Raw genomic sequence first — 13,771 nt, forward strand, 5'->3', positions numbered from 1 at the left:
TCCGCCGCGAACGGAGCGATCTTCGCCTCGGCCAGCGAACGCACCGCCTCACGGAGCATCTCGTGCTCCTCGGAGACACGGAAGAGATCGAAGTCAGCCGCGCTGCCCGCCATGGATGCCTGCCTCGTTCAGTGACCGAAGTCAATTCGGGTTAACTACCGTTCAGTACGAGATCCTAGGGCTCCGACCTGCGGCTGCCTAGCGTTGCCGGATCAACGGGCGATCCCTGCCGCCCCCGACCGGACGGATAGCATCAGGGCACCCGTACTGGTCGAGTCCGCACTAAGGGGAACCCGTGACCCTCCGCATCTCCGTGATCGGCACCGGCTACCTCGGCGCCACCCACGCCGCCGCGATGGCGGAGTTCGGCTTCGAGGTGCTGGGCCTGGACGTCGACCCGGAGAAGATCGCGACGCTGACCGCCGGCCACGTCCCGATGTACGAGCCCGGGCTCGCCGCACTGCTGCGCAAGCACGTGGTCGGGCACGAGGGTTCGACCGGGCGGCTGCGCTTCACCACCTCCGTGCAGGAGGCCGCGGAGTTCGGCGACGTGCACTTCATCTGCGTCAACACCCCTCAGCGCAAGGGCGAGTTCGCCGCCGACATGTCGTACGTGGACACCGCGATCGACGACCTGGCGCCGCACCTGACCCGCCCCGCCCTGGTGGTCGGCAAGTCCACCGTGCCGGTCGGCTCGGCGGCCCGGCTGGCCGAGCGGCTGGCCGCGCTGGCGCCGGTCGGCGAGGCCGCCGAACTCGCCTGGAACCCCGAGTTCCTGCGCGAGGGCTTCGCCGTCCAGGACACCCTGCGCCCGGACCGGATCGTGGTCGGCGCGCACAGCGAGCGCGCCGAGCGGCTGCTGCGCGAGGTGTACGCCGAGCCGATCGCGGCCGGGGTGCCGTTCCTGGTCACCGACTTCGCGACCGCCGAGCTGGTGAAGGCCGCCGCCAACTCCTTCCTGGCCACCAAGATCTCCTTCATCAACGCGATGGCCGAGGTCTGCGAAGCGGCCGGCGCCGACGTCACCCTGCTCTCCACCGCGCTGGGCCACGACGAGCGAATCGGCCGCAAGTTCCTCAACTCCGGCCTGGGCTTCGGCGGTGGCTGCCTGCCCAAGGACATCCGGGCGTTCATGGCCCGGGCCGGCGAGCTGGGCGCCGACCAGGCGCTGACCTTCCTGCGCGAGGTCGACTCGATCAACATGCGCCGCCGCTCCCGGATGGTCGAGCTGGCCCGCGAGCAGTGCGGCGGCGGCTTCCTGGGCCGCCGGGTGGCCGTGCTCGGCGCCGCGTTCAAGCCCAACTCGGACGACATCCGGGACTCCCCCGCCCTGAACGTCGCCGCCCAGATCCAGCTCCAGGGCGCCCAGGTCACCGTCTACGACCCCAAGGCCGTGGACAACGCCCGCAAGATGTTCCCGTCCCTCGCCTACGCCGACTCGGCCCTGGAGGCCGCCGAGGGCGCGCACGTCGTCCTGCACCTCACCGAGTGGGCGGAGTTCCGCGAGCTGGACCCGGCGGTGCTGGCCACCGTGGTCGCCGAGCGCCGGCTGCTGGACGGCCGCAACGTCCTCGACGCCGAGGCCTGGCGGGCCGCCGGCTGGACGTACCGCGCCCTCGGCCGCCCCAGCTGACCACCGGCCCGGGGCGAGCGGCGCCGACGGGAATCACCCGCCGGCGCCGGCCGTTGGGACCGGCATGACGAGCTACCGCGACGACGCGACGGTCCGCGAGATCCTCACCGGCACGGGCGACACCTGGGCGGTGGTCGGCCTCTCCACCAACACCGCCCGGGCCGCGTACGGCGTGGCCCGGGTCCTCCAGCGCTACGGCAAGCGCATCGTGCCGGTGCACCCGAAGGCCGAGACGGTCCTCGGCGAGCCCGGGTACCGGACGCTCGCCGAAATCCCGTTCCCGGTCGACGTGGTGGACGTGTTCGTGAACAGCGCCCTGGCCGGCGAGGTCGCCGACGAGGCGGTGGCGGTCGGCGCCAAGGCCGTCTGGTTCCAGCTCGGCGTGGTGGACGAGGCCGCCTTCGAGCGGACCACGGCGGCCGGGCTCGCCATGGTGATGGACAAGTGCCCGGCCATCGAGATCCCGCTGCTCGACTGAGCCGCCGACCGCCGCGTCACCGCGCTACCGCACGGGGACGGCGACGTCGCAGACCGGCTCGTGCGGGTCGGGCCCGGCGTAGTGGCCGAAGTAGATCTCGCGGGCCGAGCCGACGACCTCCAGCCCCGCCTCCTCCGCGGCCCGGTGGACGGCCTCGTAGGCGCCCAGGATGTGCGGGTACTCCAGCTGCGCCCGGGTCAGCCGGGTGTACAGCTGGCGGTGCGCCGGCTCGACCCGGACGGTGGCCTCCCCGGCCTGCCCGGCCAGGCCCGGGTCGACCGGGACGCAGTTCTCCACCGGGCCGTCGCTGTCCTCGCTGACCTCCCCGTGGTAGATCACGAACGGCGGGCCGGCCACCCCGCCGCAGCGCTCCGCGACCACCTCCAGGAGCCGGAAGGAGGACGGGATCCACGCCGCCAACTCCCCGATCCTGACGTGCTGCCGATCGCTCAGTACGGTCTGTTCCGGCACCTCGCGGCGCTCGATCCGATACATGCTGGGGCTCCTCTCCCTGCCACCCGACAATTGGACGCGGAGGAACACCGCCAACTCCCGCTGCACGGCGATCCGGCGTTCGACGCCCGCCCAGTACGCGGCGACCCGGTCGGCGCCGTCCCGGCCCGGCTCGGCCGCCAGCACCTCGGCGACCGTGGCGAGCGGCATGTCGATCCGCCGAAGCAGCACGATCAGCCGGGCCCGGTCGACCTGTTCGGGCCGGTAGAACCGGTAGCCGGTGCCCGGGTCGACCCGGGCGGGCGTCAGCAGGCCGAGGCGGTCGTACAGCCGCAGGGCCTTGGGCGAGAGCCGTGACCGGCGGGCGAAGTCGCCGATCGTGAGCAGGGTGTCCTCCACGCCGATCACGCTCCCGTCTGTCCCAGGGGCAAGGTCAAGCGGTCAGGAACCGTCCAGCCCGGCGAGGGTGGCGATGGACGGGCGGCGGGTGGCGCGCAGCCGGGCGGCGACCGACTCGGCGTCGCGCAGCACGCGGACGGCGTTGTGCCAGGTGAGCTTGGCCAGGTCGGCCTCGGACCAGTGCCGGCGCAGGAGTTCGGCGATCAGGTTGGGGTAGCCGGCCACCGAATCGAGGCCGTCGGGCAGGAAGGCGGTGCCGTCGAAGTCGCCGCCGATGCCGATGTGGTCGATGCCGGCGACCTCGCGCATGTGGTCGAGGTGGTCGGCGACGGTGGCCGGGGTGGCCATCGGCCGCGGGTTGGCCTCCTCGTAGGCCCGCTGGCAGGCCATCCCGGTGGGGGTGGTGTCGAGCGGGTGGAGGCCGTGGGCGCGCATGTTCTCGTCGGCGCCCAGGGTCCACTCGACGGCGGCGGGCAGGATGAACTTGGGCACGAAGGTCGCCATCGCCACACCGCCGTTGGCGGGCAGCTGGGCGAGCACGTCGTCCGGGACGTTGCGCGGGTGGGCGCAGACCGCGCGGGCGGAGGAGTGCGAGAAGACCACCGGGGCCTCGGTGACCCGCAGGGCGTCGCGCATGGTGTCGGCGGAGACGTGCGAGAGGTCGACCAGCATGCCGAGCCGGTTCATCTCCCGGACGACCTCCTCGCCGAACCGGGTCAGTCCGCCGGCCACCGGCTTGTCGGTGGCGGAGTCGGCCCACGGCACGTTGTCGTTGTGGGTGAGCGTCAGGTAGCGGACGCCGAGCTCGTACAGGGCGCGCAGGGTGGCGAGCGAGCAGTCGATGGAGTGGCCGCCCTCGGCGCCCATCAGGGAGGCGATCCGGCCCTCGGCGCGGGCGGCCTCGATGTCGTCGGCGGTGCGGGCGAGCCGGAGCCGGTCGGGGTAACGCTCGACCAGGGCGTGGACGAAGTCGATCTGTTCCAGGGTGGCGCTCACCGCGTGGTCCCCGGCGAGCCGGGTGGGCACGTAGACGGACCAGAACTGCGCACCGACCCCGCCCTGCGCGAGGCGGGCGAGGTCGGTGTGCAGGCGGTCGCTCTGGTCGGCGGCGAGGTCGAGTGCGCCGAGGTCGTACCCGGCCTGCTCGCGCATCGCCCACGGGAGGTCGTTGTGGCCGTCGACCACGGGGGCGGTGCGCAGCAGGGCGCGGGCACGGTCCAGCAGGGCGGGGTAGTCCGGCTCAGGGGTCATGCGGACTGTTCTACCCCACCCCCACCTGCGGGATTACTTGCCGAAGCCGAAGGAGGTCGATCCGGCCACCTTGGCCCGGAGCTTCTTGCCCTTCTCGGTGGCCTGGTTGTTCAGCTCGGCCTGGAAGTCGGTCATCCGCTCGGTCAGTTCGGGGTCGAACGCGGCCAGCATCCGGACGGCGAGCAGACCCGCGTTGCGCGCGCCGGCCACCGAGACGGTCGCCACCGGCACGCCGGCCGGCATCTGGACGATCGACAGCAGGCTGTCCATGCCGTCCAGGTAGCGCAGCGGCACCGGCACGCCGATGACCGGCAGCGGGGTGACGGAGGCGAGCATGCCCGGCAGGTGGGCGGCGCCGCCGGCGCCCGCGATGATCGCCTTCAGGCCGCGCCCGTGGGCGTTCTCACCGTAGGCGACCATCTCGCGCGGCATCCGGTGCGCGGAGACGACGTCCACCTCGTAGGGGATCTCGAACTCGTCGAGGGCCTGGGCGGCGGCCTCCATCACGGGCCAGTCGGAGTCCGAGCCCATCACGATGCCCACGAGGGGGTGCGCGTCAGCGCCCGAATAGGGGTGGTGGCCGGGCGACGGGTGGGCGGGAGAGGTCATTCGGTGATCGTTCCTCGCAGGTAGGCGGCCGCGTGGCGGGCGCGCTCGCGGACGTCGTCGAGGTCGTCCCCGAAGACGTTGACGTGGCCGACCTTGCGGCCGGGCTTCACGTCCTTCCCGTACATGTGGATCTTCAGGCCCGGGTCACGGGCCATGCAGTGCAGGAAGGCGTGGTACATGTCCGGGTAGTCGCCGCCGAGGACGTTGACCATGACGGTCCACCTGGCGCGCGGCCGGGGGTCACCGAGCGGGAGGTCGAGCACGGCCCGCAGGTGGTTCTCGAACTGCGAGGTGACCGCGCCGTCCTGGGTCCAGTGCCCGGAGTTGTGCGGGCGCATCGCCAGCTCGTTGACGAGGATCCGGCCGTCCCGGGTCTGGAACAGCTCGACGGCGAGGTGGCCGACGATGTCGAGCTCGCCGGCGATCCGCAGGGCGAGCTGCTGGGCCTCGGTGGAGAGGGCGGGGTCGAGGTCGGGCGCGGGGGCGGTGACCTCGGCGCAGACGCCGTTCTCCTGGACGCTCTCCACCACCGGGTAGGCGACGGCCTGGCCGCTGGGCGAGCGGACCACGTTGGCGGCCAGCTCGCGGACGAAGTCGACCTTCTCCTCGGCCAGCACCGGGACGCCCGCCAGGAACGGCGCCTCGGCCTCCTGCTCGTCGTCGACGACCCAGACGCCCTTGCCGTCGTAGCCGCCGCGGACGGTCTTCAGCACGACCGGGTAGCCGGAGCCCTCGTTCGCGAAGGCGGTGACGTCGGCCGGGTCGGCGACGATCCGGTGCCGGGGGCAGGGCACGTCGATGGAGTCGAGCTTCGCCCGCATGACGCCCTTGTCCTGGGCGTTGACCAGCGCGTCCGGGCCGGGCCGGACGGCGACGCCGTCGGCCTGGAGGGCCCGCAGGTGCTCGGTCGGCACGTGCTCGTGGTCGAAGGTGATCACGTCGCAGCCGGCGGCGAAGCGGCGCAGGGTGTCGAGGTCGCGGTAGTCACCGAGGACGACGTCGGAGACCACCTGTGCGGCGGAGTCCTGGGGCGTGTCGGCGAGGAGTTTGAACCTGACCCCGAGCGGGATGCCCGCCTGGTGTGCCATGCGGGCCAGCTGCCCGCCACCGATCATGCCCACCACTGGAAAATTCACATTGCCCGGGGAAGTCACCCCGCCAGGATATCCGGGCCGGTGGGAGGCATTGGAGCCGCGGGCGGGCCGTGAGTAGTGGACGCGCGTAGATGTCAACCCCCGCCCCTGGGGGCTGAGCCGTTCGACGGAAACGGGTAGCCTGGGCGGCTAGGTCCTCGTCCACGCAGTCGGATCATGTGCGTGCACGCAGGGCACAAAGGGTGGACGCGTCCCAACGATCCGCCCTTTCGACCCACGTGCACATGGAGGCAGCCCGGTATGGCGACGACCGCAGCTTCGAGTCCCTCGCTGGTGCAGAAACTGCGCGGGCTCACGGGCGAGGTGGTGAAGTTCGGCATCGTCGGCCTGAGTGGCGTGGTGGTCAACTTCCTCGTCTTCTGGGTCTGCATCAACGGCTTCCACCTGGCATCGCTGCGCTCCAACATCGCCGCCACGCTGATCGCCATCGCGACCAACTACCTCGGCTACCGCTACTGGCTGTACCGGGACCGGGACGCCGCCTCCCGCAAGCGCGAGATCACCCTCTTCCTGGTGTACAGCGGCATCGGCATGCTGATCGAGACCGGTGTGCTCGGCCTCTCGGTGTACGTGCTCGGGCTGGACTCGCACTACGAGCAGCTGGGCGCCAAGGTGGTCGGCCTGGCCGTGGCCACCGTGTTCCGTTTCTTCTCGTACCGCACCTGGGTGTTCAAGGCGCTGCCCGAGCCCGTCCAGGCGCCCACCGCGGCCGAGGTGCCCGCGCCGGCCACCGGGACCGGCCACGAGCTGGCCGCCCAGGCCGAGCTGATGCTGGCCGCCGAGCAGATCCGCTACGCCAAGGCCGAGTAGCCACGCCCCCTCCTCCCCCGGGGATCCTCCACTTGCCCGGCCCGCCTCCCCGAGAGGACAGTTGGTTCCGAGGGCGAGCGCGGCCGGCGAACGATCGAGGCTGAGGGGGTCCGTAGGAGGCTCGCCATGACGTTCGTCCAGATCATCGACTGCAAGACCGACAAGCTCGACGACCTCAACCGGCTGATGGACACCTGGGTCGAGACGACCAAGGGCAGGCGGACGGCTTCCCACGCGGTCGTCGGCACCGACCGCTCCGACGCCACGCACGTGGTGGAGATCGTGGAGTTCCCCTCCTACGAGGAGGCGATGAAGAACTCCAGCCTCCCCGAGACGGACCGGATCTTCCGCGAGATGGTGGCGCTCTGTGACGCCCCGCCGACCTTCACCGACCTCGACGTGGTCCGCGACGCCCAGTTCAACAAGGCCACCGCGACCCGGGTGTTCGACGAGATCGCCAAGGGCAACCTCGACGTCATCAACGAGTGCATGGCCGAGGACTACCTCGACCACGACTACGGCAGCGAGGGCGACGCGCTCGGCATAGCGGCCTTCCGCGAGCGGTGCGGCGGCTACGTCAACGCCTTCGACTTCACCTTCTCCGTCGAGAGCCAGATCGCCGAGGGCGACGAGGTCGCCACCCGGTGGACGTGGCACGCCACCCAGAAGGCCGACTTCATGGGCATGCCCTCCACCGGCAAGTCGGTGGTCGGACGCGGGACGACGACCTTCCGCTTCGCCGACGGCAAGATCAAGGAAGGCTGGTGGCAGTGGGACGTGATGAGCCTGATGCGCCAGCTCGGGATGGCGCCCGGCGCGTGAGCCCTCGGCACGCCTGAGTCCCCCGGCCCGGGTGACCGCTCCGGCGGCCGTCAGTCCTCGTGGCTGCGGCCGAGGAAGAGCGCGAACACCGGCGGCTTCAGCGACAGCAGTTCGAGCCGGCCGCCGTCCGCCTCCGCGAGGTCGCGGGCGACGGCCAGGCCGATGCCGGTCGAGTTGCGGCCGCTGACCGCGCGCTCGAACACCCGGTTGCCGAGGTCCGCGGGGACGCCGGCGCCCTGGTCCTGCACCTCGACCACCACCGAGGTGCCGGACGGCCGCACCCGCAGGGTGATCGTCCCGGCGCCGTGCATCAGCGAGTTCTCGATCAGGGTGGCGAGCACCTGGGCGACCGTCCCCGGGGTGCCGACCGCGGTCACGCCGTGCAGGCCCTCCAGCGAGAGCACCCGGCCGGTCTCGCGCAGCGACGGCCCCCACTCCTCCACCTGCTGCTTGATCACCTCGTCCAGGTCGAAGGCGACCGCGGTGGGGCTGCGCGGGTCGCGCTGGGTGGTGAGCAGCCGCTGGACGACGTCGGTGAGCCGCTCGACCTGCTGGAGGGCGATGTTCGCCTCCTCCTTGACGGTCTCCGGGTCCTCGGCGAGGGCGGTGATCTCCTCCAGCCGCATGGAGAGCGCGGTGAGCGGGGTGCGCAGCTGGTGCGAGGCGTCGGCGGCGAGCCGGCGTTCGGCGGTGAGCATCCGGGCGATCCGCTCGGCGCTGACGTCCAGCACCTCGGCGACGCGGTCGAGTTCGGGCACCCCGTAGCGGCGGTCGCGCGGGCGGGGGTCGCCGGAGCCGAGGCGCTCGGCGGTCTCGGCGAGGTCGGTGAGCGGGCGGGCGAGCCGCTTGGCCTGCCAGACGGCGAGGGCCACCGCGGCCTGGACGGCGAGCAGGGCGACCACGCCGAGCAGCAGCAGCATGTTGGCGATCTCGTGGTCGACGTCCTCGCGGGACTGCTCGACGGTGACGACCTCGCCGCTGTTGCCGCGTTCGACGGCCTTCAGCAGGTGGCCCCCGGTCGGGCGTTCGCCGCTGGAGACGACCGACGTGCCGGGGATCTGCACCTCGACGTAGCTGCCTTCGGTGACCTGGTTGTCGAAGGCCCGGGCGTTGACCGGCTCGCCCGCGTTGATCCGGTTCTCCACCAGGGCGAGCACCCGGACGGCTGCCGCGTCCACCCGGTCCTGGGCCGAGTTGACGATGGTGCGCTTCTCGACCAGGGCGAGCGGTACGCAGAACACCGCGACCACCACCAGGACGACGCCCAGCAGCGAGTTGATCATCCGGCGTTTCACGCTGCCGCTCCCCGTGGTGTTCCGCTTCATCGGCCGTCGCCCGGCCTTCCCGTCCGTACGGGATCCCGTCCGTACGGGCTAATTCTTCTCGAACCGGAAGCCGACTCCGCGCACGGTGGCGATGTAACGGGGGTTCGCCGCGTCGTCGCCGAGCTTCTTGCGCAGCCAGGAGATGTGCATGTCGAGGGTCTTGGTGGAGGTCCACCAGGTGGTGTCCCAGACCTGCCGCATGATCTCCTCGCGGGTGACCACCCGGCCGGCGTCCCGGACCAGCACCCGCAGCAGCTCGAACTCCTTGGCGGAGAGGGTGAGCTCCTCCTCGCCGAGCCAGGCGCGGTGGGACTCGATGTCGATCTTCACGCCGTGTGCGCCGGTGGTGAGCTGGTCGACGTTGCCGCGCCGGAGCAGGGCCCGGACGCGGGCGAGCAGCTCGGCCAGGCGGAAGGGCTTGGTGACGTAGTCGTCGGCGCCGGCGTCCAGACCGACCACGGTGTCCACCTCGTCGGCCCGGGCGGTGAGCACCAGAACGGGGCAGCTCTTGCCGTCGGCACGCAGGCGGCGGCAGACCTCCAGGCCGTCCATCTCGGGCAGGCCGAGGTCGAGGACGACGAGGTCGACCTCCTCGGTGAGGCCGGCGGCGAGCGCGGTCGGGCCGTCCTCGCGCACCAGCACCTCGTAGCCCTCACGGCGCAGGGCCCGGGCCAGCGGTTCGGAGATCGCCGGATCGTCCTCGGCAAGCAGCACACAGGTCATGTGGTGATGGTAGTCGGCCGGGGTGAGGCCGATCGCCCTGTGAGGTAGTTCACAGAGCGTGATCGTTATACAAGTACCTCTGTTCGCTCAACGAACAGCCCCCCACCCGCCGTTCGGCGAAGAATCTCCCTTTGGATCTTGAATACGAAGGAAGAGTTGCCCATTTACCATGGATAGGCCGGGCAGATCTGCCGAAGACTTTGCCATTTCCATACCTGATTCGTGGCTTTTGTCATCTGATAACGCCAAATATGGCCACGTAGAGTGGTTCCGTCCACGTCCGCCGCCACCCCCCTAGGCGGACGCTGTCAGGCAAGGAACCACTACTCATGGCGTCTACGACCCTGGACCCCGGCCTCAAGTCGGCCTCTCCCAGCGGCAAGACCTTCCTCGGGCACCCCCGCGGGCTCGCCACTCTCTTCATGAGCGAGATGTGGGAGCGCTTCAGCTACTACGGCATGCGTGCCCTGCTGGTGCTCTACATGACCGCCGCCGTCACGAGCGGCGGACTCGGCATGGACAAGGCGGTCGCCGCCGCCGTGTACAGCGTGTACACGGCCATGGTCTACCTGCTGGCCCTCCCGGGCGGCTGGATCGCGGACCGCTTCCTCGGCGCCCGCAAGACCGTCGCGGTCGGCGGCACGATCATCATGATCGGCCACTTCCTGCTGGCGGTCCCGTTCAGCGGCTCGTTCTTCGCGGGCCTCGGCTTCATCGCGGTCGGCTCCGGCCTGCTCAAGGCCAACATCTCGACGATGGTCGGCCACCTGTACGACGGCCCGAACGACCCGCGCCGTGACGGTGGCTTCACCGTCTTCTACATGGGCATCAACCTCGGCGCCTTCGCGGCCCCGCTGGTCATCGGCACCATCGGCCAGAACGTCAACTGGCACCTCGGCTTCGCGCTGGCCGGTGTCGGCATGGCGCTCGGCCTCGGCCAGTTCCTGCTGGGCACTCGCCACCTGAGCCCGAAGAGCGACGTCGTCACCTCGCCGATCAGTGCCGAGGAGAAGCGCTCGATCTTCAAGAAGGCCGGCATCTGGCTGGGCATCGCGGCGGTCCTCTACGCCTCGCTCGCCCTGAGCGGCTCCTTCAGCATCGACTGGGTGCTCTGGCCGCTGTCCATCGCGGGCATCGCCATCCCGGTGCTGGTCTTCACCAAGGTGAAGCGCGACAAGGACCTCGACGCCTCCGAGCAGTCCAAGATGAGCGGCTACATCTGGTTCTTCGTCGCCGCCGCCGTGTTCTGGATGATCTACGACCAGTCCGGCTCGACGCTGAGCATCTTCGCCGACGAGCACACCGCGTCGACGCTGTTCGGCTTCGACTTCCCGTCGACCTGGTTCCAGTCGCTGAACCCGCTGTACATCATGGCGCTGGCCCCGGTCTTCGCCTGGATCTGGGTCGCCCTGGCCCGCCGGTCGAAGAACCCCAGCACGACCATGAAGTTCGCCTTCGGTCTGCTGATGATCGGCGCCTCCTTCATCGTCATGATGCTGGCGATGGCCGCCGCGACCGGCGACACCAAGGTCACCCCGCTGTGGCTGGCCATGGTCTACCTGGTCCAGACCGTCGGTGAGCTCACGCTCTCCCCGGTCGGCCTGTCCGTCACCACCAAGCTGGCGCCGACCAAGTACGCCAGCCAGATGATGGGCGTCTGGTTCCTCGCGGTCACCGCGGGCGACTGCGTCGCCGCCATCTTCCAGCTGGTGCTGGGCGACAAGGTGGTCGGCGGCACCGCGTACTTCGCGGTCCAGGGCGTCATGGCGATCGTCGCCGGTGTCGCGCTGGCGATGTACCGCAAGAAGGTCGTCAAGCTCATGGGCGACGTCCACTGACGTCCTGACGACCGACCCCAGTCTCCGGGGCTGCTGTGGATTCCTGAGATCCACAGCAGCCCCGGCTGCGTTTGTGCGGCCACGCGCTCCGGCCGTGGCCGCCCGAAATCCCTCGACCGGGCCCGGGCAGGTGTGCCTATGGTCCCTGACATGCCGACAGACTCCCTCCCCCGCCAGCTCGCCCGTACCCGGCGCTTCACCCTGGGCGCCCCCACCCAGCCGAGTGTCACCGCCGACGGCGCCACCGTGCTCTTCCTGCGCAGCCGCGGCGGCACCGACCCGCTGACCTGCCTCTGGGCGCTCGACACCGGCACCGGCGAGGAACGGCTGATCGCCGACCCCGCCGCCCTCGGTGCCGGCGAGGGTGACGGCGAGCTCCCCGAGGCCGAGCGGATCCGCCGCGAACGCGCCCGGGTCTCCGCCGGCGGCATCACCGCGTACAGCACCGACGCCACCGGTCGGCTCGCCGTCTTCACCCTCGGCGGCGCGCTCTGGCTCGCCGACTGCGAGCGCGGCACCGTCCGGCCCGTCCGCACCGCCGCCGAGGTGTACGACCCACGCCTCGACCTGGCCGGCCGCCGGATCGCCTACGTCGGCGGCGGCGCCCTGCGGGTGGTGACGGTCGACGGCACCGACGACCGCGCACTGGCCGAACCCGAGGCCGCGGACGTCGCCTACGGCATCGCCGAGCACGCCGCCGCCGAGTCGATGTACCGCACCCGCGCCCACTGGTGGTCCCCGGACGGCACCGCCCTGCTGGTCGCCCGGGTCGACAACCGCCCGGTGAGCACCCTGTACCTCGCCGACCCGGCCGACCCGCAGCAGCGGCCGCGCACGATCCGCTACCCGCTGGCCGGCACCGCCAACGCCGAGGTCACGCTCCGGCTGCTCGGCCTCGACGGCGCCCGCACCGAGGTCCGCTGGGACCGCACCGCCTTCGAGTACGTGACCGCCGCCGGCTGGGACGCCCACGGTCCGTACGCCGCCGTGCAGACCCGGGACCAGCGCACCGTGCGGACCCTCGCGATCGAGCCGGACGGCACCACCCGGCTGCTCGCCGAACGGCACGACGAACACTGGGTCGAGCTCGTCCCCGGCCTGCCGGTGCGCACCGCCGCCGGCGCCCTCGTCGACGCCGCCGACCTCGGCGACACCCGCCACCTCACCGTCGACGGCAAGCCGGTCACCCCGCCCGGGCTGCAACTGGCCGAGGTGCTCGGGACGGAGGGCGAGCGGATCCTGTTCACCGCCCTCGACGAGCCGACCGAGACCCAGCTGTGGAGCCGCGAACCCGACGGCGGCCTACGGAAGTTGAGCGACGGACCGGGCGTCCACAGCGGCACCGGCCGGGCCGGCACGCTGGTCCTCACCACCCGCGCCGAGGGCCACCCGGCCGGCCGCAGCACCGTCCTGCGCGCCGGACACCCGGCGCTGCCGCTGACCTCCCACGCCCAGCCGCCCGTCCTCACCGCCCGGCCCGAGCTGCTCCGCCTCGGCCCCCGCGAACTGCGCGCCGCGCTCTTCCTGCCCACCGGCCACCGCCCCGAGGACGGCCCGCTGCCCGTCCTGCTCGCCCCGTACGCCGGGCCCGCGCTGCGCATCGTCACCACCGGCGGCGCCTGGTGGGGCCTGGTCTCCCAGTGGTACGCCGATCAGGGCTTCGCCGTGCTCGCCGTCGACGGCCGCGGCACCCCCGGGCGCGGGCCGCACTGGGACAAGACGATCCACGGGGACAAGGCCGGCCCGGCCCTGGAGGACCAGGTGGAGGGCCTGCACGCGGCCGCCCGGCTCCGCCCCGGGCTGCTCGACCTCGACCGGGTCGCCATCCGCGGCTGGTCCTACGGCGGCTACCTCGCCGCCCTCGCCGTGCTGCGCCGCCCGGACGTCTTCCACGCCGCCGTCGCCGGGGCCGCCCCCACCGACCAGCGGCTGTACGACACCCACTGGCAGGAGCGGTTCCTCGGCCACCCCGACGAGCACCCCGAGCGCTACGACGCCTGCTCGCTGCTCGCCGACGCGCCGAAGCTGCGCCGCCCGCTGCTGATCGTGCACGGCCTCGCCGACGACAACGTGCTCCCCGTGCACGCCCTGCGGCTCTCCGGCGCCCTGCTCGCCGCCGGCCGCCCGCACGAGCTGCTCCCGCTGAGCAACACCGCCCACGACCCCCGCGACGAAACCGTGGCGGAGAACCTGCACCACCACGAACTCGCCTTCCTGAAGCGCTCCTTGGGCCTCGGGTAACGGCAGCTCGGGTAAGCGGAACGTCCGAAGCAGGA

12 protein-coding genes are annotated in these 13,771 nt (G+C 71.7%); 6 read left to right on the forward strand and 6 right to left on the reverse strand.

Going from position 1 to position 13,771, the window contains the following annotated elements:
* Positions 1–295: 295 nt before the first annotated feature.
* Positions 296–1,633, forward strand: coding sequence for a UDP-glucose dehydrogenase family protein (locus ABTY15_RS20150; RefSeq protein WP_350593375.1), 1,338 nt, complete (start codon positions 296–298; stop codon positions 1,631–1,633).
* 64 nt (positions 1,634–1,697) lie between these two features.
* The gene (locus ABTY15_RS20155) at positions 1,698–2,111 is read left to right on the forward strand and encodes a CoA-binding protein (protein ID WP_350593379.1); all 414 of its coding nucleotides are present in this window, start codon (positions 1,698–1,700) and stop codon (positions 2,109–2,111) included.
* A 24-nt stretch (positions 2,112–2,135) separates the two neighbouring features.
* Here ABTY15_RS20155 and ABTY15_RS20160 read toward each other — a convergent pair whose 3' ends face one another.
* The 4 genes from ABTY15_RS20160 to ABTY15_RS20175 are packed head-to-tail and all read right to left on the reverse strand — an operon-like array spanning position 2,136 to position 5,959.
* Positions 2,136–2,972 (reverse strand): MerR family transcriptional regulator, encoded by an 837-nt coding sequence (locus ABTY15_RS20160; RefSeq protein WP_350593385.1) that lies wholly within the window; start codon positions 2,970–2,972, stop codon positions 2,136–2,138.
* Between the two features lie 33 nt (positions 2,973–3,005).
* The gene (locus ABTY15_RS20165) at positions 3,006–4,214 is read right to left on the reverse strand and encodes a dipeptidase (RefSeq protein WP_350593391.1); all 1,209 of its coding nucleotides are present in this window, start codon (positions 4,212–4,214) and stop codon (positions 3,006–3,008) included.
* Positions 4,215–4,247: 33 nt separating this feature from the next.
* The gene (purE, locus tag ABTY15_RS20170) at positions 4,248–4,823 is read right to left on the reverse strand and encodes a 5-(carboxyamino)imidazole ribonucleotide mutase (RefSeq protein ID WP_350593398.1); all 576 of its coding nucleotides are present in this window, start codon (positions 4,821–4,823) and stop codon (positions 4,248–4,250) included.
* Positions 4,820–5,959 (reverse strand): 5-(carboxyamino)imidazole ribonucleotide synthase, encoded by a 1,140-nt coding sequence (locus ABTY15_RS20175; RefSeq protein WP_350593849.1) that lies wholly within the window; start codon positions 5,957–5,959, stop codon positions 4,820–4,822. Before ABTY15_RS20175 ends, purE begins: the two co-directional genes overlap by 4 nt.
* A 258-nt stretch (positions 5,960–6,217) precedes the next feature.
* On the opposite strand from ABTY15_RS20175, the gene ABTY15_RS20180 reads away from it, so the two are divergent.
* Together ABTY15_RS20180 and ABTY15_RS20185 are read left to right on the forward strand one after the other, a co-directional pair.
* Positions 6,218–6,787: a GtrA family protein gene (locus ABTY15_RS20180; protein ID WP_350593403.1), complete on the forward strand. Its 570-nt coding sequence runs from the start codon at positions 6,218–6,220 to the stop codon at positions 6,785–6,787.
* A 126-nt stretch (positions 6,788–6,913) separates the two neighbouring features.
* Positions 6,914–7,609 (forward strand): ester cyclase, encoded by a 696-nt coding sequence (locus ABTY15_RS20185; RefSeq protein ID WP_350593407.1) that lies wholly within the window; start codon positions 6,914–6,916, stop codon positions 7,607–7,609.
* Between the two features lie 50 nt (positions 7,610–7,659).
* Here the strand turns inward: ABTY15_RS20185 and ABTY15_RS20190 are convergent, their stop codons facing one another.
* Positions 7,660–8,904, reverse strand: coding sequence for a sensor histidine kinase (locus ABTY15_RS20190; RefSeq protein WP_350593411.1), 1,245 nt, complete (start codon positions 8,902–8,904; stop codon positions 7,660–7,662).
* A gap of 78 nt (positions 8,905–8,982) precedes the next feature.
* Positions 8,983–9,657, reverse strand: coding sequence for a response regulator transcription factor (locus ABTY15_RS20195; protein WP_030290974.1), 675 nt, complete (start codon positions 9,655–9,657; stop codon positions 8,983–8,985).
* Positions 9,658–9,986: 329 nt separating this feature from the next.
* Here ABTY15_RS20195 and ABTY15_RS20200 point away from each other — a divergent pair, with 329 nt between their 5' ends.
* Positions 9,987–11,495, forward strand: a complete 1,509-nt coding sequence (locus ABTY15_RS20200) for a peptide MFS transporter (protein WP_350593417.1) — start codon at positions 9,987–9,989, stop codon at positions 11,493–11,495.
* A gap of 150 nt (positions 11,496–11,645) precedes the next feature.
* Positions 11,646–13,736, forward strand: coding sequence for a S9 family peptidase (locus ABTY15_RS20205; RefSeq protein WP_350593423.1), 2,091 nt, complete (start codon positions 11,646–11,648; stop codon positions 13,734–13,736).
* Positions 13,737–13,771 lie beyond the last annotated feature (35 nt).

Origin of the sequence: Kitasatospora sp. NPDC097643, assembly GCF_040302625.1 — a bacterium.
GTDB lineage: Bacteria > Actinomycetota > Actinomycetes > Streptomycetales > Streptomycetaceae > Kitasatospora.

Bases quoted from the DNA above. Each gene is read 5' to 3' on its own strand.
- ABTY15_RS20155 (WP_350593379.1), top strand. From the start codon at position 1,698: ATGACGAGCTACCGCGACGACGCGACGGTCCGCGAGATCCTCACCGGC.
- ABTY15_RS20165 (WP_350593391.1), bottom strand. From the start codon at position 4,214: ATGACCCCTGAGCCGGACTACCCCGCCCTGCTGGACCGTGCCCGCGCC.
- purE (WP_350593398.1), bottom strand. From the start codon at position 4,823: ATGACCTCTCCCGCCCACCCGTCGCCCGGCCACCACCCCTATTCGGGC.
- ABTY15_RS20180 (WP_350593403.1), top strand. From the start codon at position 6,218: ATGGCGACGACCGCAGCTTCGAGTCCCTCGCTGGTGCAGAAACTGCGC.
- ABTY15_RS20185 (WP_350593407.1), top strand. From the start codon at position 6,914: ATGACGTTCGTCCAGATCATCGACTGCAAGACCGACAAGCTCGACGAC.
- ABTY15_RS20195 (WP_030290974.1), bottom strand. From the start codon at position 9,657: ATGACCTGTGTGCTGCTTGCCGAGGACGATCCGGCGATCTCCGAACCG.
- ABTY15_RS20200 (WP_350593417.1), top strand. From the start codon at position 9,987: ATGGCGTCTACGACCCTGGACCCCGGCCTCAAGTCGGCCTCTCCCAGC.
- ABTY15_RS20205 (WP_350593423.1), top strand. From the start codon at position 11,646: ATGCCGACAGACTCCCTCCCCCGCCAGCTCGCCCGTACCCGGCGCTTC.